The following is a 25,199-nucleotide window of genomic DNA, read 5'->3' as shown; positions in this document are numbered from 1 at the left end:
CCGTCACTGTGCCCCGGTCACTTTGGCCCCGGTCACACTGGCCCCGTCACTCTGCCGCCTCGGCCCCATCGCCCGATGATCGCCTCTCGGCAGCCATGCGGCGGAATTCGCGTTTCAGCAATTCGATCTCTGCTTTCAGCAGCGAGATTTCGGCCTGGATATCTTCGTCCAGAACCGCCCCGGCCAACAGGTTCACGACGGCCAGCCGATCCGCGCCCGGCCCCGGCGGCTCCAGTCCCGCACCGCCGTCCTCGACCAGAATAAAGCTCTGGACACCGTCCGAAATCCGATCCGACGGGATCGAAACGGCAACCCGCCAGTGGCCCGGACCGTCTTCGGTCACGCGGGCCTCAGTCACGGTTTCGCCCAGATGGGTCAGGATGACCCGCCCCGGCCGGGCGTCGCGGTGCAAAACACCCTGCCAGATGCCGCCCTTCAATCCGATCTGTTCAAATCTGTCTGCCATCTTGGGCATCCTTTCCGGCGGAGCGCCTGATTTTTCCTAGAAATCCGCGCGCAAATGACGCGAGACGAACAGCTCGCGGATGGCCAGCGCGTTCATATAGGGAGCTTCGAATATCAGGTCGATCCAGATCTTTTCCAGCCGCTTTTCGTTGATTTCGGTATAGGCCAGATCGAATTCGATGACATGCTGATGCTGTGCGCCGGGCGTCAGGTCGCCGATCTGGTGCAGCACCTGATCGGTGTTCGGCCCATTGGCGACGTTCAGCCGCGCATAGACATTCATCGGCCGTTCCAGCGCCAGCCCGGTTTCCAGCCGCAGGATATGTTCGCGCGTCAGCCCGTCCAGCGCCCGGTCCGGCAGGTCGATCGAGACCGACAGATAGCTGCCCGCAAAGCCGAACACCTCAAGGCGCAGGCCAAAGGGCGACAGGTCGGTGGCGCGCAGGTTTTCGATCTGTTCCAGAATCAGCGCGCGTTCGGGGCAGTCATGCCAGACCGCCGCCTGTTCGCCCAGCCTTTCGCCGTTTTCCGGCGCCGCGATCCCCGTCGGCCGGATGGTCGAGGTCATGAAGATCGGCCGCCACCGCCAATCCGTCCCGACCGGCAGATGCAGCGCATCCAGGCTTTCGCGGGCCAGATCGCGGCGATGGTCTGTCCGCATCAGGAACAGGTCCAGCTTGCGGCGCAGGGCCAGCGCCTCGTCGCGCAGGGCGCGCTGGCGCGAAAGCCCGAATTCCAGTTTCGACCGGGCCAGATCCGCCCAGCCCCGATAGGCCCGTTCTCTTGTGACCCTGTCCAACCACTTGCGTGGGCGCATTGCCATGACTGCAATCCGATCGTTACTGATCCATGTAAACGTGGGTTTCGGCCGCGGCACCCGGATGGGTGACCGCCCCGTAACGCGCCTTGCCGACAAGCTGGGCGTATTTCCACAAGGCGCCCGACGCATAATCGGTCCGGCGCGCACCATTCCATTCCGCCCTGCGGCGTTCAAATTCCTCATCCGAAATATCGACCGAGATTTCACCCCGGATCGCGTCAATCGTAATCATGTCGCCGTTCCGCAGCAAGGCGATGGGACCGCCATGCGCGGCCTCGGGCCCGACATGGCCGACGCAGAACCCGCGCGTCGCGCCCGAAAACCGGCCATCGGTGATCAGCGCGACCTTTTTGCCCATGCCCTGCCCCGAAAGCGCCGCCGTGGTGGACAGCATTTCGCGCATGCCGGGGCCGCCCGCCGGACCTTCGTTGCGGATGACAAAGACATCGCCTTCGCTGTAGGCGCGGTTCTGGACGGCCTCGAACGCCTCTTCCTCGCATTCGAAAACCAGCGCGGGGCCGGTAAAGACCTGGCTTTCCGCGCTCATGCCCGCGACCTTGACGATGGCCCCGTCGGGGGCAAGGTTGCCCTTCAGCCCGACGACGCCGCCGGTTGCGGTGATCGGCGTGGCGACGGGGTGGATGACGCGGCCGTCCGCCTCGCGGGTGATCAGGTCCAGTTCCTCGCCCATGCTGCGGCCGGATGCGGTGAGGCAATCCTCGTGGATCAGCCCCGCCTTGCGCAATTCGCGCATGACGACGGGGACGCCGCCCACCTCGAACAGGTCCTTGGCGACGTAATCGCCACCGGGGCGCAGGTTCACGAAATAGGGGGTGTCCTTGAAGATGTCGCAGACGTCGAACAGGTCGAAATCAATCCCGGCCTCATGTGCGATCGCGGGCAGATGCAGCCCGGCATTGGTCGAGCCGCCGGTGCAGGCGACGACCCGCGCGGCGTTTTCCAGCGCCTTGCGGGTCACCACGTCGCGGGCGCGGATGTTTTTCTCGATCAGGGTCATCACCGCCTCGCCCGAGGCAAGGCCGTATTGGTCGCGCGATTCGTAAGGCGCGGGGGCGCCGGACGAATTCATCAGCGCCAGACCGATGGCTTCCGACACGCAGGCCATGGTATTCGCGGTATATTGCCCGCCGCAAGCCCCGGCGGATGGGCAGGCGACACGTTCCAGAATTTCCAGTTCGGCGTCCGACATATTGCCGGCCGCGTGCTGGCCCACGGCCTCGAACACGTCCTGCACGACGACGTCCTTGCCGTTCAGCTTGCCCGGCAGGATCGAGCCGCCATAGATGAACACGCTTGGCACGTTCAGCCGCACCATCGCCATCATCATCCCCGGCAGCGACTTGTCGCAACCGGCCAGCCCGACCAGCGCGTCATAGCAATGGCCGCGCATGGTCAGTTCGACCGTGTCGGCAATCGCGTCCCGGCTGGCCAGCGACGACCGCATGCCTTCGTGACCCATGGCGATGCCGTCGGTGACGGTGATCGTGGTGAATTCGCGCGGGCAGCCGCCGCCCTTTTTCACGCCCTGCTTGACCGATTGCGCCTGACGGTTCAGCGCGATGTTGCAGGGCGCGGCCTCGTTCCAGCAGGTGGCGACGCCGACCCAGGGGCTGTGGATTTCGTCTTCGGAAATGCCCATCGCATAGAAATAGCTGCGATGCGGGGCACGCGCCGGGCCTTCGGTCACATGCCGCGACGGCAGGCGGGATTTGTCGAAACGCTGGTTCGTGGTCATCGAACGTCCTTTGGCTGGGCTATTCGGGCTAAGGAAAAGCGATAGGCCCCCCGCCCCCGCAGTGCAAGACCGCCCGTCCGCAGCCCGCCCGTCACAGCCCGACCGTCCCCCGGCTGGCACGACAGCGCCTAGCAGACCGCGTTCAGCCGCGCCGCGCAGATCAGGTCGTTCATCGTGACGCCGCCCGCCGAATGGGTCGAATAGCGCACGCGGGCATAGCCCCAGCCATAGGCGATGTCGGGGTGATGATTGGCCATTTCCCCGATCCCGCCCGCCAGAGCCGCAATCGCCTGCGCCCGGACAAAGCTTTTCGTGGCAAAGGCGCGCTCGATCGCGCGGCCATCATCGACGAGCGCCCAACCTTCGAGGTCTTTCAGGATCAGCGCGGTTTCGTCAGCGGGCAAAAGCGGCGCGCCATCGACAATGCGGGCATCGGCTATCGACATGGTATCCCCCTATAAAAGCGGGCTGGCCAGAGCCAGCAGGTTGTTGCGCAATCTGCGCCAGACCGACCAGTCACGGATTTCCTGGATCGTCAGGGGCCGCGCCCGGCGGATATAGCTGTCCTGACGCTGCAGGATCTGCGCGGTCAGGGCGTTGTCCAGAATCAGCATGTTCATCTCGTAATTGATCTCGAAGCTGCGGCGATCCATGTTGGCGCTGCCGACCATGGAAAAGGCATTGTCGACGGTGATCGTCTTGGAATGCAGCAGCCCCGCGCGGAACAGATACAATTCGACCCCGGCCGACAGCAGGCTGTAATAGAAACCCTCGCTGCTGGCGGCAACGACCAGCAGATCGTTGCGCTCGGGCAGGATCATGCGGACCCGGACGCCGCGCCGCGCGGCCGAACGGATTGCGACGTCCAGCGCCGCATCCGGGACGTAATAGGGCGTGGTGATGGTGACGGATTCGCGCGCCGCATACAGCATCGTCGCCATGCAGTCGGACAGCGTGCCATGGCGGCGGTCGGGGCCGGTGCCCGCGACCTGCGCGATGATGCCGGGTTCGTCGGCCGGGACGGTCTGTTCCAGCATCTCGCCCAGATCCTCGCCGGTATAGCTCATCCAGTCCTGCAAAAAGACCGCCTGCATCTGCCGCACGACCGGGCCGTTGATGCGCAGCAGGATATCGACCCAGGGGGCAAAGCGCGGCTTGGCGGCAAAGGCCATGTCCGAACAGTTGCGGCTGCCGGTAAAGCCCGTGTCATTGTCCACGACCAGAATCTTGCGGTGGTTGCGCAGGTCCATGCGCTGAAACAGCGCCCCGATGATCGGCAACCCCAGGGGCAAGGCGATCACACATTCGATCCCCGCGGCCTTCATATTGGCCCATGTCACGCTGCGCGAAAACGCGCGCGAGCCGATGGCGTCCACCATCACCCGGACGGCAACGCCCCGGCTGGCCGCGCGAATCGTCGCATCGGCGACCTTGCGGCCCGACACATCGTCCAGCCAGATATAGAACAGGATGTGGACATGATCCTGTGCGGCGTCGATGGCCGCGACCATCTGGTCCATCGCCGTGTCGTCTTCGGGCAAAAGCTCGATCCGGTTGCCGCGCACGGCATGAAAGCCGCCCGTCGCCTCGACCGCCGCGACCAGCGGGCCGGCAACGCCGCCAAAGCGCGCGACGGTCTGGTCGCTGGCACGCCACAGGCTTGACAGGCGGTCGCGGACATCGGCCATGCGCTGCACTTCGGCGCCGCGCATGCGGATCTCTCCGAACAGGACATAGGCCAGGATGCCGACCAGCGGGATCAGCTGGATGATCAAGATCCACGACAGCCGCACGGAAGGTTCCAGTCGCGGCCGCAACAGCACGCGAATCGCAACCGCCAGCGTGACCCCGTAATGCAGGAAAATAAGCGTTTCGGTCCACATGCGAACCATTTAGGCGCGGCCAACGCGGAATTGCAATTCCGCGCGTCTCGGCCTATTTCATGCTGCGGCAGCAGCGAAAGGCTAGGGATGAACTGGATCACCAATTATGTGCGCCCGCGCATCAATTCGCTTTTCTCGCGGCGCGAGGTGCCCGAGAATCTGTGGACGAAATGTCCGGAATGCGGGACGATGCTGTTTCACCGCGAACTGGCCGACAATCTGAACGTCTGCACCAGTTGCGACCACCATCTGGCGATCTCGCCCCGCGACCGTTTCAAGGCGCTGTTCGACGGCGGAATCTTCAACGAAGTCAAGGTGCCAGAACCGGTGGCCGACCCCCTCAGCTTCCGCGACCAGAAGAAATATCCCGACCGGATGAAGGCCGCGCAGAAATCGACCGGCGAAAAGGAAGCAATGCTGGTCGCCGAGGGCGAAATCGGCCGCACCCCGATCGTCGCCGTGGCGCAGAATTTCGCCTTCATGGGCGGGTCGATGGGCATGTATGTCGGCAATGCGATCATCGCCGCCGCCGAGGCCGCGGTGCGCCTTGGCCGTCCGCTGGTGCTGTTTTCCGCCGCAGGTGGCGCGCGCATGCAGGAAGGCATCCTGTCGCTGATGCAGATGCCGCGCTCGACCGTCGCGGTCGAAATGCTGAAAGAGGCGGGCCTGCCCTATATCGTCGTCCTGACCCACCCGACCACCGGCGGCGTCACCGCATCCTATGCGATGCTGGGCGATATCCAGATTTCCGAACCGAATGCGCTGATCTGTTTCGCCGGGCCGCGCGTCATCGAACAGACCATCCGCGAGAAATTGCCCGAAGGCTTCCAGCGCGCCGAATACCTGCTGGAACACGGGATGCTGGACCGGGTCACCCACCGCAAGCAGTTGCGCGAAGAACTGATCACCATCCTGCGCATGACCCTGCGCGAACCGGCTGCCGTGGTCGCCGACCTGCCCGCACCCGGCCAGATCGAAACCGGCCAGATCGAAACCACACAGCCCGAAGCCGAGCCCGCTGCGGCCCGGGCCGAATAAGCAGACAGGAAACGCCAAGATGACCGGATCGGACGCCATCCTGTCGCGGCTGATGTCGCTGCACCCCAAGGTCATCGACCTGTCGCTGGACCGGATGCACCGGATCCTCGCCGCGCTTGGCCATCCCGAACGCCACATTCCCCCGGTGATCCATGTCGCGGGGACGAACGGCAAGGGCTCGACCGTGGCGATGATCCGCGCCGGGCTGGAATCGGCGGGGCTGAAGGTCCATGTCTATACCTCACCGCATCTGGCATGGTTTCACGAACGCATCCGGCTGGCGGGCGATCTGATTTCCGAAGACATGCTGGCCGCCACGCTGGAAGAATGCGAAACCGCGAATGCGGGCCAGCCGATCACATTCTTCGAAATCACCACGGCGGCGGCCTTTCTGGCCTTTTCGCGGGTCGAGGCCGATTTCACCCTGCTGGAGGTCGGTCTGGGCGGGCGGCTGGATGCCACGAATGTCACCGATGATCCGCGCCTGACCGTGCTGACGCCGATTTCCGTCGATCACACGCAATATCTGGGCGAGACGATTGAGGCGATTGCGGGCGAAAAGGCGGGCATCCTGAAACGCGGCGCCCCCTGCATCCTCGCCCCGCAACCGCCCGAGGTGCGCGAGGTTGTGCAAGACCGCGCCGACGCCCTGCGCGCCCCCCTGCGCATCGCAAATCAGGACTGGCAGTCGCGCCGCGAAGGCGATGCGCTGATCTATCAGGACGATCACGGGCTGATGGACCTGCCCCTGCCCGTCCTGCCCGGCCCCCATCAGATCGAAAACGCCGGCACCGCCATCGCCGCCCTGCGCGAGCTGGGCTTTGGCCGGATCGAGGCCCGCGCCGCCGTGACAGAGGCCGAATGGCCCGCCCGGATGCAGCGCCTGACGCATGGCCCGCTGGTCGATGCGGCTGCGGGGTGCGAATTGTGGCTGGACGGCGGGCACAACCCGGCGGGCGGTCAGGCCGTCGCCGCAACGCTGGCGATGCTGGCCCCGCGCCCCGTGCATCTGGTCTGCGGCATGCTGAACACCAAGGATGTGCTGGGCTATATGCAGCCGCTTTCGCGCGCGGCGGACAGCCTGATCGCCGTCGCCATCCCCGGCGAACCGAACACCCTGCCCGCCCCCGAAACCGCCGCCTATGCGGCCGAGGCAGGCCTGCCCGCCTCGACCGCCGATGACGTCATGGCCGCCGTCACCCGCATCGCCGACGAACACCCCGGCGCACGCATCCTGATCTGCGGCTCGCTGTATCTGGCCGGCCGCGTGTTGCGCGACAACGGCTAGACCACCACGATCCGCCCGGGCATGACATCGCCACCGCCGATCTGCTGTAACCTGCGAGAAGCGGGGCCGTGATGTTCGTTTGAGTCCATAGCCGTCATTGCGGCCCAATGGCATTCATTCACCCTCGGACCGCAGTGATCGTTTACTTGATTCTGAGGTTGTCGAAGTCCTGCCGCAGCGGTGCGGTGTCGTAGATGATCGTCAGTTTCTCGAACCGATCTCGCGCGCTGTTCAGTTCGAACACATCAACACATTCGAACGACACCTGCTTTCCGTCAGCCAAGGTCCACAGATAGCGGAAGTGCAGGGCAACCGATTTCGATGTTTCGGACGTGTCGAACACATTCAGCAAGGAGGTTTCCGACCTGTTCGTGTCATTGAAAAGTTCGGCATAGAAATCAAAGGCGGTTCGCACCCCATAGAGCGGGGATACAACTTCCGCGTCTTCGCTGAAAAGGGCACGAACATCCTCGAGATTTCCCTCGTTCAGGGCTTTCAGATAGTCGATGCAAAGCTGTCTGGTGGTCATTTCAAGCTCCGTTGAAAGAGCCGCGACCGGGGTGTCTGAAGAAGCAAACCGCCCAATCACGGCGGTTTGGATCAGCAACGTCATCCACCGCTTTAGGGGCGGGGATAATAGGTGCCTTGAGCAAGCTGGATCCGCTGATTGATCATGGCAGCGTCGGTATCAGTGGTGTCGTGAAAAATCAAGTCGTGTTCGGTCGAATGGCGGCTTAGTCCCGCAAAGCAGACATCCGGATCACTGCGTCATCCGAGCTATCAGCCGTTGTCCTGCGCTGTCCGGTTCCCCCAATCGGCATCGCGCATTTCGTGCAACCGGCTGGCGGTGCGTTCGAATTCGAATGCGCCCTCGCCTTCCTGATACAGGCGTTCGGGTTCGTCGACGGAGCTGGCGAACAGTTTGACCTGCGCCTCATACAGCGCATCGACCAGCGTGACGAAGCGCTTTGCCTCATTATAGTTCGTCATGCTCAGGCGCGGGATGGCGTCGATGAAGATCACGTCCAGCGCCTTGGCTATGGCCAGGTAATCGGCGGGGCCAAGCGGTTTGCTGCACAGGTCCCAGAAACTCGCCCGCCCGACGCGCCCGACGTGCTGCGGGATTTCGACCTTGCGGCCCATCACCTCGATCAGCAGGGGCGTCGCGGGGCGACCGCCGGTCAGGTCCGACCAGATCAGGTCCATCGACTGGCGCGCCGCCGTGTCGGCGGGCGAAAACCAGACCTTGCCGCCTTCGGCGCGGTTCTGGCGGTGATCCTGATCGGACACCAGTTCGACCACCTCCATCCGCTCGCGCAGCAGACCGATGAAGGGCAGGAAAAGCTGGCGGTTCAGCCCGTTCTTATACAGGTCCTCGGGCACCCGGTTCGATGTCGTGACGACCATCACGCCCCGGTCGAACAGCACCTGAAACAGCCGCCCCACGATCATCGCATCGGCAATGTCGGTGATCTGCATTTCGTCGAAACAGAACAGCCGGGTCTGGGCCGCGATCTCATCGGCGACGGGGACGACGGCATCGGCGACACCGGCCTTGCGCATCCGTTCAAGCCCGGCCTGAACCTCTTGCATGAACTCGTGGAAATGCACGCGCCGCTTGGCCTTGATCGGCGCGGCGTCCATGATCAGGTCCATCAGCATCGACTTGCCACGCCCGACGCCCCCCCACAGATACAGCCCCTTGGGCCCTGCGGCGGGCGTTTCGGATTTGCGCGACAGCCGCGACAGCCAGCCGCGCGACGGCGCCGCGGGCGCCGGGACCGGCAGGCGCGCGATCACCCCGTCCATGGCGGGCAGGACCGCCCTTTGGGCCGGGTCCGGTTGCAGCACGCCCTGGGCGACGCGCGCGTTGTAAAGCTCTGATACCGTAGCTCATGTGCCAACCCTGCCACCTGTCGCGCCGCGCCGCAGGGGTCGGTTGCGCGGTTCATACGCTGTGGCTAGGGTTGGGCGCAGGGGGACCGCCGATGCAGGATCAGTTCACCGCCATGCGGGCCGCCAGCCGGGCCGGACCTGCCGTGCCGCACAAGCTGCGCGACGAACGCCTGCAGGCGCTGCACGGGCTGGTGATGGACAACCGCCAGGTCTTTGGTCAGGCGATATCGCAGGATTTCGGCCAGCGCCCGCAGGCCGAAACCGATCTGGCCGAAGTCACCCCCATTCTGGAGGAACTGCGCGAAGCCCGCCGCCACATGCGCCGCTGGATGGCGCGCAGGCGCGTGCCCGTCGGGCGCTGGTTTCATCCGGCGCGGGCATGGGTGCAGCCGCAGCCGCTTGGGCTGATCGGCATTGTCGCGCCCTGGAACTACCCGCTGCAACTGGCCGTCGCGCCGCTGATCTGCGCCTTTGCGGCGGGCAATCGCGCGATGGTCAAGCTGTCCGAACACACCCCGGCCTTTTCCGCCGCCTTTGCCCATGCCGTGCGGCGTGATTTCGACCCCGATGTGCTGTCGGTCGTCACCGGGGATGCCGGGGTCGCGTCCGAATTCTGCGCCCTGCCCTTTGACCATCTGCTGTTCACCGGCTCGACCTCAGTCGGGCGCAAGGTGATGGCGGCGGCGGCGCCGAACCTGACCCCGGTCACGCTGGAGCTGGGCGGCAAATCTCCCGTGCTGATCGCCCCCGATGCGCGTTTCGACCATGCCGTGGCGCGGATCATGGCGGGCAAGATGCTGAATGCGGGCCAGACCTGCACCGCGCCCGATTACGTCCTGCTGCCGCGCGGCCGCGAACAGGATTTCATCGCCGCCGCGCGCAGATGGGTGGCGCGGCACTATCCGAAACTGGCCGCCAACCCCGATTACACCCGCATCATCAACGCCGCGCAATTCGCGCGCCTGACCGATGCGCTGGATCAGGCGAAACAGGGCGGCGCGCTGCTGCACCCGCTGACGGATGCCGAACCCGATCCGGGCCGGCGCCTGATGCCGCCCATCGTCACCACCCTGACCACCGGCCCCCTGTCCGAGGATGAAATCTTTGGCCCGATCCTGCCGCTGGTCCCCTATGACACCCTGCGCGAGGCGGTCGCCGATATCATCGCCCGCCCGCGCCCGCTGGCCTTCTACCCCTTTACCGAAAGCGCCGAGACGCGGGACCTGTTGCTGTCGCAGGTCGTCGCCGGGGGCGTGTCGGTCAATGACACGCTGTTCCACGTCGTCCAGACCGGCCTGCCCTTTGGCGGGGTCGGCGCCAGCGGCATGGGGGTCTATCACGGCCGGGCGGGCTTTGACCGGATGTCGCATCTGATGCCGGTCTTTGCGCAGTCGCGGCTGAACGGCGCGGGGCTGATCGCCCCGCCCTATGGCGCGCGGTTTCGCAATGTGCTGCGCTGGATGATGCGCTAGCCGATCGAGACGTTGCGGGTTTCGACCTGGATCATCAGCGTCGCCACCGCCGCCAGAACCAGCAGCGCCGCGAACATGCCGATGGCCACGCCAAAACCCTGCGCAAAGACATAGGCCAGCATCGACGGCGCCAGCAGCCCGCCGACGCGGGCCATGGCGCTGGCCGTGCCCATGCCGGTGCCGCGCAGCCCGGTCGGGTAAAGCTCGGGCGTAAAGGCATATAGCGCGCCCCATGTCCCCAGCAGGGCAAAGCTCATCAGCAGCAGCGATGCCGCGATCAGCGCGGTGCTGCCCGCGATGGTGAACAGGAAACAGCCGATCGCGCTGAGGATCAGGAAAATCTGCAAGGTCGGCAACCGGCCCCATTTTTCGACGCCGTAAGCCGCCAGCGCATAGCCGGGGATCTGCGCCAGCGCCATCAGGACAAGGAAACCATAGCCCCGGACGAAACCGAAACCGCTGGCGAAAAGCTCGGACGGGACCCAGACAAAGATGCCGTAATAGGACAGCGACACCAGAAACCACACCGCCAGAATGGCCAGCGTGCGGCGCAGCAGGGTCGGGCCAAAGATGCCTTCCTGTTCGGTGTTGATCGGGGTCGGGACGATGCGGACGCCTTCGGGCAGGGGATCAGCGCCATTGACCTGCAAGACGCGGTCGATGACGCGCCGCGCCTCGGCGTCGCGGCCCGAACGCAGCAGATACATGGGCGATCCGGGCACGAACAGCCGCAGCCCCATGCCGATGATCGCGGGGACGGTGGCAACGAAAAAGATCCAGCGCCATGCCTCGACCCCTTCGCGACCGGCGACGGCCCATGCGGTGACGGCGACGATGATCGTGCCGATGGCCCAGAAACCTTCCAGCCAGACCAGCCAGCTGCCCCGGTTCCGGGGCGGCAGGAATTCGGCCATCATCGCGTAATCGACGGGCAGGGTGCCGCCCACCGCCGCGCCGGTCAGGAAACGCAGCACCAACAAAGCGGTGAAACCGGGCGCAAAGACCGACAGCAGGCCAAACAGCGCCTCGGCCGCGACGGTCAGCAGCAACACGTTGCGCCGCCCGATCCGGTCCGCGATCCGGCCAAAGACGGTGGCGCCGACGAACATCCCCAGAAAGAACAGCGTGCCGGTCATCAGCGCCTGAGGCACCGTCAGCCCGAAACTGGCCGCGATCGAGGGCGCGGCGATGCCGATGGCAATGACCTGCATCGCATCGGCGGTCCAGACCAGCCCGAAGACCCCCAGAAGCCGGGCCTGATAGCGCCCCGCACCCCCGCGCGCCAGCGCATCGTCGATCATCATGTCCATGCCCGGCTTCTCCTGTTCGGTGGCGCCTGTTCGATGTGCGACGCAACAACGATTGCCGCAGCGCGTCAAGCCCCGCGGCGATTGACTTGCCCGAGCGCCGGGCGATATGTTTTCGCGAACACAACCAACCTTGCCAACAGGATATCGCGATATGAGCGCCAGCCTGCGCCCGCATGAGCGCGCCGTCACCGCCCCCGACCGACAGGATGCCGCGCTGTGGTTCATCGGACAGATCCACACGCCATGGGCCGACCGCTCGGACTGCCCGCGCAAGGGCGATCCCGTGAACGGCCCGCTGTGCCGCATCGCGCTGGACCCGCTGTGGTCCGAGGCGCTTTTGGGCGTCGAGGACAAGGATCACCTGCAAATCCTGTATTGGTTGCACCAGTCGCGCCGCGATGTCGTGCAGCAGAACCCGAATTTCGGCGACCGCGCCATCGGCACCTTTGCCCTGCGTTCGCCCCTGCGGCCAAACCCCATCGCCTCGTCCACCGTCAGGCTGGAACGGATCGCGGGAACCGACCTGTTCGTGCGCGGGCTGGATTGCGTCACCGGCACGCCGCTGGTCGATATCAAGCCGGTGTTCTGCTGCGACGAATCCAGCGAAAGGCGGCACGGCTGATGCGTATCTTGGGGATTTTCGCGACCGCCCTGCTGATCGCGCTGGCGCCGCTTGGGCCTGCCGATGCGCGGATGGTGCAGGATGCGACCGGCCGCCAGATCGAACTGCCGGATGACAGCAGCCGCATCTATTCCGCAGGCCCGCCCGCCGATGTGCTGCTGTATGTACTGAAACCGCATGCCATGCTGGGCTGGGTCCGCGCCATCCCCGATACGGGCCGCCCGCTGATCCTGCCCCAGACCTGGGACCTGCCCGCGCTTGGCCGCCTGACCGGCAAGGGCGATACGCTGAACCTGGAAGGTCTGCTGGCTGCGAACCCGCAGATGATTCTGGATTACGGCAATATCAACGCGACCTATATCGACCTTGCCCGCCGCGTGCAGGACCAGACCGGCCTGCCCTATCTGCTGCTGGACGGCGCCTTCGACCGCATCCCCGAAACGCTGCGCACATTGGGCGCGGCGCTTGGCACGCCCGAACGGGGTGACGCGCTGGCGATACGCGCGACCGAGATGATCGCGGAAACCGAGGCGCTTGTCGCCGCCATCCCCGCCGATCAGCGCCCCCGCGTCTATCTGGCGCGCGGGCCAGAGGGGCTGGAAAGCGCCGCCAAAGGCTCGATCCATTCCGAAATCATCGAACGCGCGGGCGGCATCAACGTGGCCGAAGGCGACGCGGACAGCCTGATCACGGTTTCGCCCGAACAGTTGCATCTCTGGGCGCCCGAGATCATCATCACCGTCGATGCCGATTTCGCACGGAACGCGCCGGACATGCCCGAACTGGCGGGGATTCCCGCCATCGACAACCGCCGCATCCATCTGGCCCCGCAGGAACCGTTCGGTTTTATCGACGCGCCGCCCTCGGTCAACCGGCTGTTGGGGCTGCGCTGGCTGGCCGCGAAATTCCACCCCGGACAGGCGGGCGCCGGGCTGGACCGCGATATCCGCGATTTCTACGCGCAATTCTATCAGGTCGATCTGGACGACGCGCAGTTGAAGGCCCTGATGGGTGAGTAGGATCGGCTGGACCCTGCCCCTTGGCGTGGTCCTGATCGCGGCCCTGCTGTCGGGGATCATGCTTGGCCCCTACCCGCTGTCGCCCGGTCAGGTGCTGGCGCAGCTTGCCGGGCGCGGCGTGCCGGGGACAGAGACGACGGTTTTCTGGCATATCCGCCTGCCCCGCGTGCTGGCCGCCGCCTGCATCGGCGCGGCGCTGGCCGCAGCCGGTGCGGCCTATCAGACCGCGTTCCGCAACCCGCTGGTCTCGCCCGATATTCTGGGCGTATCCTCGGGCGCGGGTCTGGGCGCGGTGCTGGGCATCTATCTGGGCCTGCCGGTGCTGGCGATCCAGATGCTGGGCTTTGCGACCGGGCTGGCCACGGTCTTTGTGGTCGTCACGCTGGCGCTGGCGATCCGGGGCTCGGCGCTGGTCATGGTGCTGTGCGGCATCGCGGTCGGCGCGCTGGCGGGCGCCGGGATTTCGCTGGTCAAGCTGCTGGCCGATCCCGATGACCAACTGCCCGCCATCACCTTCTGGCTGATGGGCAGTCTGGCGGGGATGAAACGCGGCGATCTGGCTGCGGGCGCACCCGCGATCCTTCTGGGCCTGCTGCCGCTGGTGCTGCTGCGCTGGCGGATCGGGTTGCTGGCGCTTGGCGATGACGAGGCGCGCAGCCTGGGCGTCAATGCCGGTCGCCTGCGTGCGGTGGTCGTCGCGGGCGCAACGCTGATGACGGCCGCCGCCGTGTCGATGGCGGGGATCGTCGGTTGGGTCGGGCTGATGGTGCCCCATATGATGCGCCTGCTGACCGGCCCGCGCTTTGACCGGCTGCTGCCCGCATCCGCGCTAGGGGTGCGGTCTTTCTGGTGCTGGTCGATTGCGCGGCGCGGATGATGGCACGACAGGAAATCCCGCTTGGCATCCTGACCGCCGTTCTGGGCGCGCCGGTCTTTTTGCTGCTGCTGGCGCGCGGCGGGCCGGGGTGGCGGCAATGACGGCGCTGATCGGGGCCAGCGGTCTGGCCACCGGACATGGCCGCAGCCCCTTGCTGTCCGGCGTCGATCTGGCCCTGCATCCGGGGCAGGTGCTGGGCCTGCTTGGCCCGAACGGGGTCGGCAAGACGACGCTGTTTCGCTGTCTTCTGGGTCTGCTGCCCGTGCTGCGGGGGCAACTGACCCTGCAGGGCCGCGACATCGCGCGGCTGGACCGCAGGCAGATCGCGCTGGCCATCGCCTATGTCCCGCAGGCGCAAAGCCTGCCCTTTGCCTTCAGCGCCCGCGACATCGTGCTGATGGGCCGCAGCGCGGCGCTTGGCCCCTTTTCAGCGCCGGGGCCGGATGATCTGCGACGGGCCGACGCCGCGCTGGACCGGCTTGGCATCCTGCATCTGGCCGCGCGCGACATGACGCGCCTGTCGGGCGGGCAGCAACAGATGGTGCTGATCGCCCGCGCCCTTGCCCAGCAGGCCCCCGCGCTGGTGATGGATGAGCCGACAGCCAGCCTTGACCTTGCCAACCGCGCCCGGATCGAGACCCTGATCGCCGAACTGGCCCGCGACGGCATCGGCATCATCCTGTCGACCCATGACCCCGATCAGGCGGCAAGGCTGGCCGATCAGGTGATCTTGCTGGGCGCGGGCGGTGTCGTGGCCCAGGGCCCGATGCGGCAGGTGCTGACCGCGTCGCATCTGTCCGGGCTGTATGGAACGCCCATCCGGCGCGAGGAGCTTTCCGACGGCGGCCTGCATTTCCGCGCGGATCACCAGACTGGGGATCACCCGGCAGCGGGCTGAAACCGCACCCAAACCACGCCGCAGACAAAAAAATCCCCGCTCTTTCGGGCGGGGCGGGAGGAGGTGCGAGGGACGATCAGGCCCCTCGCTGGACCACAACAGGTAACCATTTAACATTTTCTTATACCTATCAAAGTATAGGGTCTGCGGTAAGTTGTCGTCATTGCCTACGACTTTAGTCGTAGCATGCTGATGCGGTCCTTTTCACCCCTCAAAAGGTGATGCGGTTGTTCAGGAAAAAGCTGCGGCCCTGTTCGGGAAAACCTTCGACCAGCGCATAATCCTTGTCGAAAACATTGCGCAAGCCAAAGACGACATTGGCATTTTCCGTGATCTGCCAATCCACGTCCAGGTTCACCAGACCGAAGCCCGGCATCCGCGTATAGGCAACCTCGGTCGGGTCCGAGGGCTGGATCGCGCTGTCCGACCAGCGCGAGCTGGCCAGTTCGATCGACGGCGCGATGCGCAGATCGTCCTGCACCTGCCAATCCAGCCGCAGATAGGCCGAATGGCGCGGGATATCGGTCGAACGCAGGCCCGCGCGGACCGGATCCTCGATCTTGCGATGCAGATAGGTATAGTTCGCGACCAGCGTGAGCGCGGGGCTGATGTCATATTGCGCGGCCAGTTCCAGACCGCTGATCCGCCCCTCACCCACGTTCTGCGACTGGCTCAGATCGGTGCCGACCGTGACCGACTGGATCATGTCCTTGACGCGGCTGTGGAAAATCGCGGCCTCGATACCCACCGGGCCCAGATCGCCGCCATAGCCCAGTTCGACCGTCAGCGCGCGTTCCGAATTCCAGATCCGGATTCGGAACCGCCGTGCCGAAGCGTGTCGAATAGCGGTTGAACATCGTCGGGAACCGCGTGCGCGACGACAGGCTGGCGTGGAAATCGCCCATGTCGGTCGCATAAAGCGCCGCCAACTGCCAGTTCACCGCATGCGAACTGCCGGTGGGCCAGCCCGGATCCTCATCCGTGCGGCTGGCCTTGACCACCTTGGCGTGATCATAGCTGAGACCCGCGATCACCGTCAGCGCATCATTCGCGCGCCAGGTGTTTTCCAGCGCCAGCGACCATGTCCGCTCTTCGCTTTTCTCGACCGGATCGGGGATGTCGTTGATGCCCGGCTGCGACAGTTGCTTGTCGTCATGGCGGTCGACGCGATAGTGCAGCGCGCCGCGCAGGGTGTTGTTCGCCGTGATGTCGCTGCCTGCCTCGACGCTCAGGCCCCATGCGGCATCGTCATAGGTGCTGCGAAAGGCCCGGCGCTGTTCCTGCGTGGTATGGGTATGGTCGTCATAGGCCAGCAACACGTTGTCGAAGGTGTTGTAATAGGCCCGCGTCTTGACATAGGAACCGGCCCCGATCGCGGTATGCGAATAGAACGCCACGCTTTCGATATCCCATTCCGGCCATGTCCAGTCGCGCTGATAGGACTGGCCGTCGGGCAGCGGCTCGGGCGTCAGGCCACGGATCGGCTGGTCGGTGTTGTAGGGCGCGTTCTTGGCGCCGGTCTGGCGGGTATAGCTGAGGACATATTCGTCGGTCGCATTGGGCGTATAGCCCAGCTTGAGGTTCAGGCGCGTATCCTTGGTGTCGGAATAATCGCGCAACCCGCTGCCCTGCCCCGGAGTCGGCGTATAATCCTTGGACAGATAGAACCCATCGCTGTCGCGCCACATATAGCTGGCCTGCGCATAGAACTGGTCCTGTTTCGTGCCGAATGACAGATAGCTGCTTTTCGCGGTGATATCGCCGCGATTGCCGGCCTCGATGCCGACGCGCGCCTCGCCCTCAAAGGGTTTGACGGGTTTGCGCGTGACAAGGTTGATCGCCCCGCCCATCGCCCCCGGCCCGTTCAGGACCGAGACATAGCCCTTTTGCACCTGCACCTCGGCCAGATCGGGGGTCAGGAAGCGGCCAAAGTCCAGCCGGTTGTCGGCGGGCAGGTAAACCCGGATGCCGTTGATCGACAGCGGCACCTGAATACGGTCAAAACCGCGGACATAGATCAGGCGTTCGTTCCGGCTGCCGCCCGTGTTGCCGACCGTGACGCCGGGCTGGATGCGCATGGCATCATCCAGCGTCTGGCGGTTGGTTTTCAGGATTTCTTCAGAATCCACGGTGGTCGTGGTGCCCGCGCCAGCGGATTCGTCGGCGCTGCGGCTGATGGTGATGGTGCCCAGAACAAAGACGTTGCCTGCGCGTGCATCCTCTGTCTGGATCTCTTGCGCCATGGCCCAGCCGGTCATCAGGCCGGGCATGACAAAGCCCTCCAGAACGAGCCTTTGGATAAGTGACATATTGCTTCCTGTCCCTGATTTTGCCCGCCAAGGGGATCATTGGCGAGAATCGTTGTATATCATCAAGCACATCGTATCACGGAGCAATATGGCTTTTGGGACCAGCAAGGCACGCCAAAGCCGCATTGAGTTTCAAGAAAACGCGCAATATGGCGCCATCGCCTTTGCGCCTTTCATCAGATGCGGCGGGGCGGGATGCGGCGGGGCGGGATGCGGCGGGGCGGCAATGGCGGCAGGCGCGAAACCGGAAAGGGCAAAAGCCGTCCCAAAGGACGGCTTTTTCGCTGAAATACCAGTCGGTTGACTGGTGCCGGTGAAGGGACTCGAACCCCCGACCCCATCATTACGAATGACGTGCTCTACCAGCTGAGCTACACCGGCATTATCCCGTCGACCGGGCTGGTGCCGCGCCGGATATCAGGTTCCGGCGCGGTGGGAAAGGGGCATTCTGCCATTTTCTGGCAAAAGCTCAATCATCGCCGATCGGTTCGACATCGGGGCGGACCGGAACGACATCGCTGTCGCGCACCATGCGGCTGTCCGGACGGGCGGCGCTGGCCTTTGGCTCTGCCGGTTTCGGCGTGGCAGGGTTAGGGACGGACGGTGCTTCGCCCGGTGTGTCGGCGGTGGTGCCGATCCCGGTTTCCGTCACGGGATCGGACCCCGCACGAAGCGGTTCCGGCCGCAACTGTTCCGGGTCGGGGTCGGTCAAGGTCATCACCGGCTCTGGTTCTTCGGGGGTGGTCTCTGCCTGTCGGGGCCGGACGCTGACGTAATCGGATTCGCGCGGGACCATGCCGGGCGCGACATTCGCGACATGCCCGACCGACGGAGGCACCTCTGCCGCGACCGCAGGCGCCGGATCGGCGGCAGGCGCGGCCGGGATCGCGGTCGGGGTCTGCAGCGGTCCGGACACCGCCGCCCCGCCCTTGCCGACCAGCAGGGGCAGCATTTCGGCGCTGCTGCCGGCGGGGGCATAGGCGGTGCTGCGGCTGCCTTCGGGTTCGCGCCAGGTCAGCGTGTCAAAGCCGCCGCAACTGTCGCAGACCGGGGACCAGTCGGCCATGATGTTGTGGCATTGGTCGCAGACCCATTGCGGGCCACGGCTGGCCGTCATCGCCCGTGTCAGCCAGGCGCGCACGATGGCATCGTCCGAGCCTTCGCCGCGTTCGATGGCGGCCATGATCGACAGGGTCCGCGTCGTCGGATGCTTTTCCGCCAGATCGCCAAGCGCGCGGCGGGCACCGGGAAAATCCTCGGCGGCCAGCAACAGCTCGGCGCGCAGCAGGCGGGTCTCTTCGTGATCGGGATTCTTGCGCATCAGCGCGTCAAAGCGCGACAGCCGCGCGGCGGGCGTTTCATCCGGCACGATTTCGGCATAGGCCGCCGCGACCGAGGGATGCGGGCGCACCGACCAGGTCTTTTCCAGAATGCGGCTGGCATTGCGGAAATCCTTTTGCGCGATATAGCTGCGCGCGGCCAGAACGGCGGCGGGAATCAGGTCGGGGCTGGCCTTGGCGGCGGAAATCGCGGCCTCGCGGGCGCTGATCGAATTGCCCTGCGCCAGCACGTCCGACGCCTCTTGCAGCGCCAGAACCGCATCGCGGCGCATCACCACATCCTGCGGCAACTGGCCCTGTCTGCGCTTGTCCTTCAGCACCGCGCGGGCGCCCTTCCAGTCGCCCGCCTGCGTCTGCAACTGCAACAGCGTGTCCTGCAACTCGCGGTGTTTGGGCTTCAGCGCATAGGCCTTTTCCGCCAGTTTCAGCGCGGTCGCCGTATCGCCATCGGCCAGTTTCTGGCGCATCAACCCGCGAATGCCGACAAAGCGGGTGCGTTCGTCCGACAGCAGGCGGCGATAGATGTCCAGCGCCCTGGTCCTGTCGCCCGAAACCTCTGCCGCCTGCGCGGCCAGGACATCGGTGACATGGGGTTTATCCAGATATTTCGCGGCCTTGGCGGCCTTGTCCTGGGCCAGACGCCCCTCGCCCGAGGCGACGGCCAGCATGCCTTCGGCCAGCGCGTCATAGCCCTTGCGTTGGCGGGCACGGTGAAAATAGCGGTTGATCGCGGTTTCATCGCCGGTGACGAAACGCAGAACCGCGATGGTCAGGCCGATCAGCCGCATGACGACCCAGCCCAGCACCACGACCAGCACGACCGCGACGAAAAGCTGAACGGGGCCAAGCGTGTATTCGACGCCATCATAGACCAGACGCAGCCCCTGTCCGTTTTCGGACAGGTAGACGGCGCCCAAGGCGATGGCCAGAACGACCGCGAAGAAAATCAGGATCTTGAGCAGCGACAGCAGCATATCGGCAACCTCACTTCACGCTGGCGGACAGATCGCCAAGCGCGGCGCGGGCGGCGACCCAACGCTGCGCCTCGGCGGTCCAGCCCGACATGGCATCCTGCCCGGCGGCGGGCAGGGTCGCGATATCATCCAGCGCCGCCTGAATATTGCCGCGACGCACCGCATCCGCCGCGCGCGACAGCACGGCATCCGGGTCCTCGCCCTCGCGCGGTTCGACCGAACGGGCGCCGGTCTGGACGCGCAGGAAGTTCCCGATGGCGCCCATCGCCCCCTCGCCCTGCGATTCCGCCTTGAGCGCGGCATTCAGCCCCGCGCGGGATGCGGCGTCGAAATCGGCCTGCAACTGCACGAGCGAGGGCACATCCGCCGTCAGCCCTTCGGGCAGGGTGATGCCGCCCGCCGTCAGATCGGCGATGCCGCCCTCCAGGCTGCCGCCGGTTTCCAGCGCGGCCTGCAGCCCTGCGACGGCTGCCGAAACCGGGCGCGGCGACCGATCTGGGCGGTCTGTTCCTGCACGGCGGCGGCCTCGGACCGGGCGCTGGCAATGCGCTGTTCAGCCTCGGCCGCGGCGGCGGCGATGCTGTCCTGCATCTGCGCGGCCTGCTGCTGCAACTGTTCAAGCTGCGCGGCGGCCTGAGGGTCGGCGGTCGGGCGCGCGGCCAGATCGGCAAGCTGCCGGTCCTGCGCATCGACGCGGGATTTCAGCTGAGCCAGCGCCGATTGCAGCGCCAGCACGGCGCGCTGATCGGCATCTGCCAGACCTGCGGTCGAGGCGCCCTGCCCCGGCGTTTCAGCGGGAGTCGGGGTGGGGGTCGCGGCGGGCGCGTTCAGGGCGGAAAGGGCGGCATCCAGCCCTTCGATCCGTTGGTCCTGCGCCTGCAACTGCGATTCGATGGCCGAGAGATCGACGGTCGGCGCCTCGGCAGGGGCGGCAGGGATCGCACCGGCCAGCGCCTCGCGGGCGGCAGCGTCACCGGCTTCGCGGGCGGCAGCGGTCGCATCCTCGATCAGCGCGGCGCGGCCGGCTGCGATCTCGCTGCGGGCGGCCTCGGTCCCGGCGGTGCGGGCGGCGTCGATCTGGGCCTGCGGGTCGATTGCGGGGGCGCTGACGGGGCGCCAGCCCTCGGGCAGTTGGGGAATCGCCCACCATGTCGCGGCGGCCCCCAGCCCGGCGGCAACCACGCCGCCCAGCAGAACCGGCATGAATCCGGCCTTGCGGACCTCGACCACGCGGGTTTCGGATGTCGTGGCAGGGGCTACGGCAGTTTCGGGTTTCACGGGTTCAGTTTTCACGGGCGCGGCCTTGAACGGTTCAGGCTTGTCCGGTTCGGGCGTGTCGGTGGCGGCAGGCGGGACCGGGGTCGTCGCATCCTTGCGGGCGGCGGCATCGCGCGGCTTGCCCTGCGGCGTCCCGACCAGCGCGGGATCAATCGCGGGTTTCGGCGCGGGCTCGGCCTTGGCACCGGGGGCATCTGACGGCTTTGGCACATTCGGCACGACCGGCGTGGTCGAGGCGGCCTTTTGCGGCGCGGCGGTTTCGGTGATACCCGCGCTGGCGGAATCTTCTGGCTTGGTCACGGCGGTCCCCCGTAGTTCTGTCCGCATATCTGTCGGCTCGGCGGCGGGAATCCGTCCGCACACCGCGTTACTCTAGACGGCAGATATCATGGCCTCAAGTCGCGGAAAGGATGATTGTTCCCATGCAACAGCCCCGTGACAGCCGACTCGATCCCCGGCGCGTCGGGGTTTCGGCCTGCGACAGCCGGGCCGGACGTGGACCCTGCGCATTTTCCCAGGCCCTGCCCGCCGCCGCGCTGATCGGCACCAGCCACAGGGGCGCGCGCGCATGCCGCGCCCCATCGGCCACGATCGCCGCGCTGCGGGGCGAAAAAAGCGGCACGATCACCGGCTGATCGCCCGCCAGCGCCGCCAGCGCCGCATCATTCAGCGCCCGCGCCTGCTGGTCATAGACCGCCACGCCGGGCAAGGGCAGTTCGCGCGCGCGGTGAACGCCATGCAGATGCAGCCAGCCGGGGCCCAGATCCTGCACCAGCGGCATCAGCCGTTCGGCATCGCCGGGGCCGGCGGTCGCGCGAAACCCCGCCGCCCCGGCCACGGCGGCGGTGCGCGGCCCGACGCAGATCGCAGGCCGCCCCGCCCCCGGACCGGCAAGGCGCACCGCGTTTCCGAGGTAAAGACCAGCCCCTTGCCGCCGCCACCCGCGCCGCGTCATGGGCCACCGGCACGATCCGCAGCACGGGCGAAATCACCACCGGCAACCCCAGATGCGCGATCTGGGCGGCAAAGCGTTCGGCGGCAGGTTCGGGGCGCGTCAACAAGAGCAGCGGCATGGTCTTCCTTTGACCGCGGTGATAGGTCCATCCTGCGTAGGCGACAGGCGTCGCGGGAACAAGAGGCAGCCATGACCCTGAGATTCCTTGGCATCGAAAGCAGCTGCGACGACACCGCCGCCGCCGTGGTCACGGGCGATGGCCGCGTGCTGGCATCCGTCGTCGCGGGCCAGACCGCGCTGCATGCCGATTTCGGCGGCGTCGTCCCCGAAATCGCCGCCCGCGCCCATGCCGAAAAGCTGGATATCTGTGTCGAGGATGCCCTGTCGCAAGCGGGCCTGACGCTGGCCGATCTGGACGGCATCGCGGTCACCGCCGGGCCGGGGCTGATCGGCGGGGTTCTTGCCGGGGTGATGCTGGCCAAGGGGCTGGTCGCGGGCACCGGCCTGCCGCTGGTCGGCGTCAACCATTTGGCCGGTCACGCCCTGACACCGCGCCTGACCGATGGCGTGGCCTTTCCCTATCTGATGCTGCTGGTGTCGGGCGGGCATTGCCAGTTCCTGCGCGTCGATGGCCCGGATGATTTCACCCGCCTTGGCGGCACCATCGACGATGCACCGGGCGAGGCCTTTGACAAGGTCGCAAAGCTGTTGGGCCTGCCCCGGCCCGGCGGCCCGCAGGTCGAAACCGCCGCCCGGCAGGGCGATCCGAAACGCTTTTCCCTGCCCCGGCCGCTGCTGGACCGGCCGGGATGCGACATGTCCTTTTCCGGGCTGAAAACCGCTGTCCTGCGGCTGCGCGACGAACTGGTGGCGGCGCAGGGCGGGCTGCATGAACAGGACCGCAACGACATCTGTGCGGCGTTTCAACGCGCCGTGGCCGATGTGCTGGCCGAAAAATCCCGCCGCGCGCTGGCCCTGTCGCCGGTCGAGACCTTTGCCGTCGCGGGCGGCGTCGCCGCGAATGGCGAATTGCGCGCGGCGCTGGAACGCACGACGGACGCGGCGGGCGCGCGCTTTGTCGCGCCGCCGCTGGCGCTGTGCACCGACAATGGCGCGATGATCGCATGGGCCGGGATCGAGGCCTTTCGCGCCGGTCAGCGCGACGGCATTGATCTGGCGGCACGGCCGCGCTGGCCCCTGGATCAGAAATCCGCGCCGATGCTGGGCGCGGGCAAACAGGGGCCAAGGCATGAGCGTCGCGGTTCTGGGCGCGGGTGCCTCTGGCACGGCGCTGGCGGTATCGCTGGCGGCGAACGGGCCGGTCACGCTATGGGGGCGCGACACAAGCTGGTCGGTGGATCGTGAAAACCCGCGCCTGCCGGGCGTAACCCTGCCCGACAATCTGCATGTCACCGACCGTCTTGACGATATTCAGGCGCAAACCCTGCTGCTGGCCCTGCCCGCGCAAAAGCTGGGCGGTTTTCTGGCCGAACATGGCCCGGACCTGAACCGCCCCGGCCGCCGTTTCGTCAGCTGCGCCAAGGGGATCGACTCTGGCCACGCTGACCGGGCCATCGACGCTGATTGCAGAGACGTTTCCGGGGCGCCCGGTCGCGGTGCTGACCGGCCCGTCCTTTGCCGCCGATATCGCGCGCGGCCTGCCGACGGCGCTGACGCTGGCCTGTGCCGACGGGGCTGCGGCGACATCCCTGCAACATGAACTCTCTACCCCGAACCTGCGGCTTTACCGGACCAGCGATGTCACCGGCGCCGAACTGGGCGGGGCGCTGAAAAACGTCATCGCCATCGCGGCGGGCGCGGCCATTGGCGCGGGCTATGGCGACAGCGCCCGCGCCGCCGTGGTGACGCGCGGCTTTGCCGAAATGACCCGGCTGGCGGTTGCGATGGAGGCCCTGCCCGAAACGCTTGGCGGGCTGTCGGGGCTGGGCGATCTGGTGCTGACCTGCACATCCGAACAGTCGCGCAATTTCCGCTATGGCACATCCATCGGCAGCGGCACCGGCACTGACGCCGCGACCACCGTCGAAGGCGCCGCCACCGCCCGCGCCGTCACCGCGCTGGCCCCCCGCCTTGGGCTGGAGATGCCGATCTCGGCCATCGTCTCGGGGCTTGCCCGGGGGCATGTCGGCATGGGACAAGCCCTTGAAACCCTGCTCAACCGTCCGCTGAAGGAAGAATGATGCCTCTTTTCGCCCTGATCTGCCGCGACACACCCGGCCAGTTGCAAACCCGTCTGGACACGCGCGACGCTCATCTGGCTTTTCTGAAGGCCGCCGACCACCTGCGCATGGCCGGCCCCCTGATCGAGGAAGGCGAGATGCGCGGCTCGCTGCTGATCGTCGAAATGGACGATCTGGCCGCCGCACAGGACTGGGCCGCGGCCGACCCCTACAAGGCGGCGGGGCTGTTTGACTCTGTCGAGGTGATCGAATGGAAAAAGGTGATTGGCTGATGCGTTACTGGCTGTTCAAATCCGAACCCGATGTCTTCAGCTTTGACGATCTGGTGGCCAAGGGCGACGCGGGCGAGGAATGGGACGGCGTGCGCAACTATCAGGCGCGCAACAACATGCGTGCCATGCAGATCGGCGACCGGGGCTTTTTCTACCATTCCAACATCGGCAAGGAAATCGTCGGCGTGGTCGAGGTGATCGCGCTGGCCCATCCCGACAGCAAAGCCGCCGATCCGAAATGGGAATGCGTCGATATCAAGGCGATTGCCCCGGTCAACCGCCCCGTGACGCTGGATCAGGCCAAGGCCGAACCGCGCCTGGCCGATATGGTGCTGACCAACAATTCGCGCCTGTCGGTGCAGCCGGTCAGCGAAGCGGAATGGCAGGTCGTTCTTGACATGGCGCAAGGCACCGCCTGACGGGATAGGATCAACATCCTGTCGCGGCGCGGGCGCCATTGATGGACCGGACTGCAACCTTCGCAGGGCTTTGCTTGCCTTGCGCCGCCACCATACCTAAACCCTGC

General features: G+C 66.2%; 25 protein-coding genes, 1 tRNA gene and 1 pseudogene. 12 read left to right on the top strand and 15 right to left on the bottom strand.

The features are described 5' to 3' along the window. Positions 1-46: 46 nt before the first annotated feature. The 5 genes from PE067_RS17100 to cls all read right to left on the bottom strand — a co-directional run bounded on the left by PE067_RS17100 (position 47) and on the right by cls (position 4,924). On the bottom strand, positions 47-466 hold the full coding sequence (locus tag PE067_RS17100; protein WP_276190901.1) for a hypothetical protein: 420 nt from the start codon (positions 464-466) through the stop codon (positions 47-49). 36 nt (positions 467-502) lie between these two features. Continuing rightward, positions 503-1,288, bottom strand: a complete 786-nt coding sequence (locus PE067_RS17095; protein ID WP_276190900.1) for a DUF6478 family protein — start codon at positions 1,286-1,288, stop codon at positions 503-505. Positions 1,289-1,304: 16 nt separating this feature from the next. Further along, on the bottom strand, positions 1,305-3,041 hold the full coding sequence (gene ilvD, locus PE067_RS17090) for a dihydroxy-acid dehydratase (protein WP_276190899.1): 1,737 nt from the start codon (positions 3,039-3,041) through the stop codon (positions 1,305-1,307). A gap of 128 nt (positions 3,042-3,169) precedes the next feature. Continuing rightward, positions 3,170-3,487, bottom strand: a complete 318-nt coding sequence (locus PE067_RS17085; protein ID WP_276190898.1) for a 4a-hydroxytetrahydrobiopterin dehydratase — start codon at positions 3,485-3,487, stop codon at positions 3,170-3,172. A 9-nt stretch (positions 3,488-3,496) separates the two neighbouring features. Continuing rightward, positions 3,497-4,924, bottom strand: coding sequence for a cardiolipin synthase (cls, locus tag PE067_RS17080; protein ID WP_276190897.1), 1,428 nt, complete (start codon positions 4,922-4,924; stop codon positions 3,497-3,499). Between the two features lie 87 nt (positions 4,925-5,011). Here cls and accD point away from each other — a divergent pair, with 87 nt between their 5' ends. Both accD and PE067_RS17070 read left to right on the top strand, forming a co-directional pair. Further along, on the top strand, positions 5,012-5,962 hold the full coding sequence (gene accD / locus PE067_RS17075) for an acetyl-CoA carboxylase, carboxyltransferase subunit beta (RefSeq protein ID WP_276190896.1): 951 nt from the start codon (positions 5,012-5,014) through the stop codon (positions 5,960-5,962). A 19-nt stretch (positions 5,963-5,981) separates the two neighbouring features. Further along, the gene (locus PE067_RS17070; protein WP_276190895.1) at positions 5,982-7,250 is read left to right on the top strand and encodes a folylpolyglutamate synthase/dihydrofolate synthase family protein; all 1,269 of its coding nucleotides are present in this window, start codon (positions 5,982-5,984) and stop codon (positions 7,248-7,250) included. Positions 7,251-7,392: 142 nt separating this feature from the next. Here PE067_RS17070 and PE067_RS17065 read toward each other — a convergent pair whose 3' ends face one another. Next, positions 7,393-7,863, bottom strand: a complete 471-nt coding sequence (locus PE067_RS17065) for a nuclear transport factor 2 family protein (protein WP_276190894.1) — start codon at positions 7,861-7,863, stop codon at positions 7,393-7,395. A 167-nt stretch (positions 7,864-8,030) separates the two neighbouring features. Then, positions 8,031-9,101 (bottom strand): cell division protein ZapE, encoded by a 1,071-nt coding sequence (gene zapE / locus PE067_RS17060; protein ID WP_276190893.1) that lies wholly within the window; start codon positions 9,099-9,101, stop codon positions 8,031-8,033. Positions 9,102-9,238: 137 nt separating this feature from the next. Between zapE and PE067_RS17055 the strand changes: the two genes are divergently transcribed. Next, a complete protein-coding gene (locus tag PE067_RS17055; RefSeq protein ID WP_276190892.1) occupies positions 9,239-10,618 on the top strand; it encodes a coniferyl aldehyde dehydrogenase in 1,380 nt (459 codons plus the stop codon). Here PE067_RS17055 and PE067_RS17050 read toward each other — a convergent pair. Further along, a complete protein-coding gene (locus PE067_RS17050; RefSeq protein ID WP_276190891.1) occupies positions 10,615-11,928 on the bottom strand; it encodes an MFS transporter in 1,314 nt (437 codons plus the stop codon). The genes PE067_RS17055 and PE067_RS17050 overlap by 4 nt on opposite strands. 151 nt (positions 11,929-12,079) lie before the next feature. Here PE067_RS17050 and tsaA point away from each other — a divergent pair, with 151 nt between their 5' ends. Genes tsaA through PE067_RS17030 form a run of 5 tightly spaced genes read left to right on the top strand, consistent with a single transcriptional unit; the run spans position 12,080 to position 15,344 of the window. Continuing rightward, positions 12,080-12,550, top strand: a complete 471-nt coding sequence (tsaA, locus tag PE067_RS17045) for a tRNA (N6-threonylcarbamoyladenosine(37)-N6)-methyltransferase TrmO (protein WP_276190890.1) — start codon at positions 12,080-12,082, stop codon at positions 12,548-12,550. Next, a complete protein-coding gene (locus PE067_RS17040) occupies positions 12,550-13,569 on the top strand; it encodes an ABC transporter substrate-binding protein (protein WP_276190889.1) in 1,020 nt (339 codons plus the stop codon). Before tsaA ends, PE067_RS17040 begins: the two co-directional genes overlap by 1 nt. Next, positions 13,562-14,446, top strand: a complete 885-nt coding sequence (locus tag PE067_RS17035; RefSeq protein WP_346429721.1) for an iron ABC transporter permease — start codon at positions 13,562-13,564, stop codon at positions 14,444-14,446. The genes PE067_RS17040 and PE067_RS17035 overlap by 8 nt, the downstream gene beginning before the upstream one ends. Continuing rightward, entirely contained in the window at positions 14,446-14,547 is a 102-nt protein-coding gene (locus PE067_RS21980) for a hypothetical protein (protein WP_346429720.1), read from the top strand. The genes PE067_RS17035 and PE067_RS21980 overlap by 1 nt, the downstream gene beginning before the upstream one ends. Next, positions 14,544-15,344, top strand: a complete 801-nt coding sequence (locus PE067_RS17030) for an ABC transporter ATP-binding protein (RefSeq protein WP_276190888.1) — start codon at positions 14,544-14,546, stop codon at positions 15,342-15,344. Before PE067_RS21980 ends, PE067_RS17030 begins: the two co-directional genes overlap by 4 nt. A gap of 211 nt (positions 15,345-15,555) precedes the next feature. On the opposite strand, the gene PE067_RS17025 is transcribed toward PE067_RS17030, so the two are convergent. The 7 genes from PE067_RS17025 to PE067_RS16995 all read right to left on the bottom strand — a co-directional run bounded on the left by PE067_RS17025 (position 15,556) and on the right by PE067_RS16995 (position 22,200). Beyond that, positions 15,556-16,092 (bottom strand): TonB-dependent receptor, encoded by a 537-nt coding sequence (locus PE067_RS17025; RefSeq protein ID WP_276190887.1) that lies wholly within the window; start codon positions 16,090-16,092, stop codon positions 15,556-15,558. Then, entirely contained in the window at positions 15,995-17,653 is a 1,659-nt protein-coding gene (locus PE067_RS17020; protein ID WP_276190886.1) for a TonB-dependent receptor, read from the bottom strand. Before PE067_RS17020 ends, PE067_RS17025 begins: the two co-directional genes overlap by 98 nt. 305 nt (positions 17,654-17,958) lie before the next feature. Next, positions 17,959-18,034 (bottom strand) — tRNA-Thr (locus tag PE067_RS17015). Between the two features lie 88 nt (positions 18,035-18,122). Further along, positions 18,123-19,967 (bottom strand): heme biosynthesis HemY N-terminal domain-containing protein, encoded by a 1,845-nt coding sequence (locus PE067_RS17010; RefSeq protein ID WP_276190885.1) that lies wholly within the window; start codon positions 19,965-19,967, stop codon positions 18,123-18,125. 10 nt (positions 19,968-19,977) lie between these two features. Continuing rightward, positions 19,978-20,328 carry a hypothetical protein gene (locus PE067_RS17005; RefSeq protein WP_276190884.1) on the bottom strand — a complete coding sequence of 117 codons (351 nt, stop codon included), beginning with the start codon at positions 20,326-20,328 and terminating at the stop codon, positions 19,978-19,980. Positions 20,329-20,369: 41 nt separating this feature from the next. Next, complete coding sequence (locus PE067_RS17000; protein ID WP_276190883.1) at positions 20,370-21,545, bottom strand: hypothetical protein; 1,176 nt, start codon at positions 21,543-21,545, stop codon at positions 20,370-20,372. A 94-nt stretch (positions 21,546-21,639) separates the two neighbouring features. Then, on the bottom strand, positions 21,640-22,200 hold the full coding sequence (locus tag PE067_RS16995; RefSeq protein WP_276190882.1) for a hypothetical protein: 561 nt from the start codon (positions 22,198-22,200) through the stop codon (positions 21,640-21,642). Positions 22,201-22,389: 189 nt separating this feature from the next. Between PE067_RS16995 and tsaD the strand changes: the two genes are divergently transcribed. The 4 genes and pseudogenes from tsaD to PE067_RS16975 all read left to right on the top strand — a co-directional run bounded on the left by tsaD (position 22,390) and on the right by PE067_RS16975 (position 25,092). Beyond that, on the top strand, positions 22,390-23,565 hold the full coding sequence (gene tsaD / locus PE067_RS16990; protein ID WP_276190881.1) for a tRNA (adenosine(37)-N6)-threonylcarbamoyltransferase complex transferase subunit TsaD: 1,176 nt from the start codon (positions 22,390-22,392) through the stop codon (positions 23,563-23,565). Continuing rightward, positions 23,450-24,401, top strand: a pseudogene (locus tag PE067_RS16985) (NAD(P)H-dependent glycerol-3-phosphate dehydrogenase). Before tsaD ends, PE067_RS16985 begins: the two are co-directional and overlap by 116 nt. Further along, positions 24,398-24,673, top strand: a complete 276-nt coding sequence (locus PE067_RS16980; protein WP_276190880.1) for a YciI family protein — start codon at positions 24,398-24,400, stop codon at positions 24,671-24,673. Before PE067_RS16985 ends, PE067_RS16980 begins: the two are co-directional and overlap by 4 nt. Then, positions 24,673-25,092, top strand: coding sequence for an EVE domain-containing protein (locus PE067_RS16975; RefSeq protein WP_276190879.1), 420 nt, complete (start codon positions 24,673-24,675; stop codon positions 25,090-25,092). The genes PE067_RS16980 and PE067_RS16975 overlap by 1 nt, the downstream gene beginning before the upstream one ends. The last annotated feature ends 107 nt before the right edge of the window (positions 25,093-25,199 follow it).

It is taken from the genome of Paracoccus sp. DMF-8 (assembly GCF_029309835.1).
Classification (GTDB): domain Bacteria; phylum Pseudomonadota; class Alphaproteobacteria; order Rhodobacterales; family Rhodobacteraceae; genus Paracoccus.
Note: the sequence above shows the minus strand (reverse complement) of the source record. Positions and strands in the feature narration are given on the sequence as shown.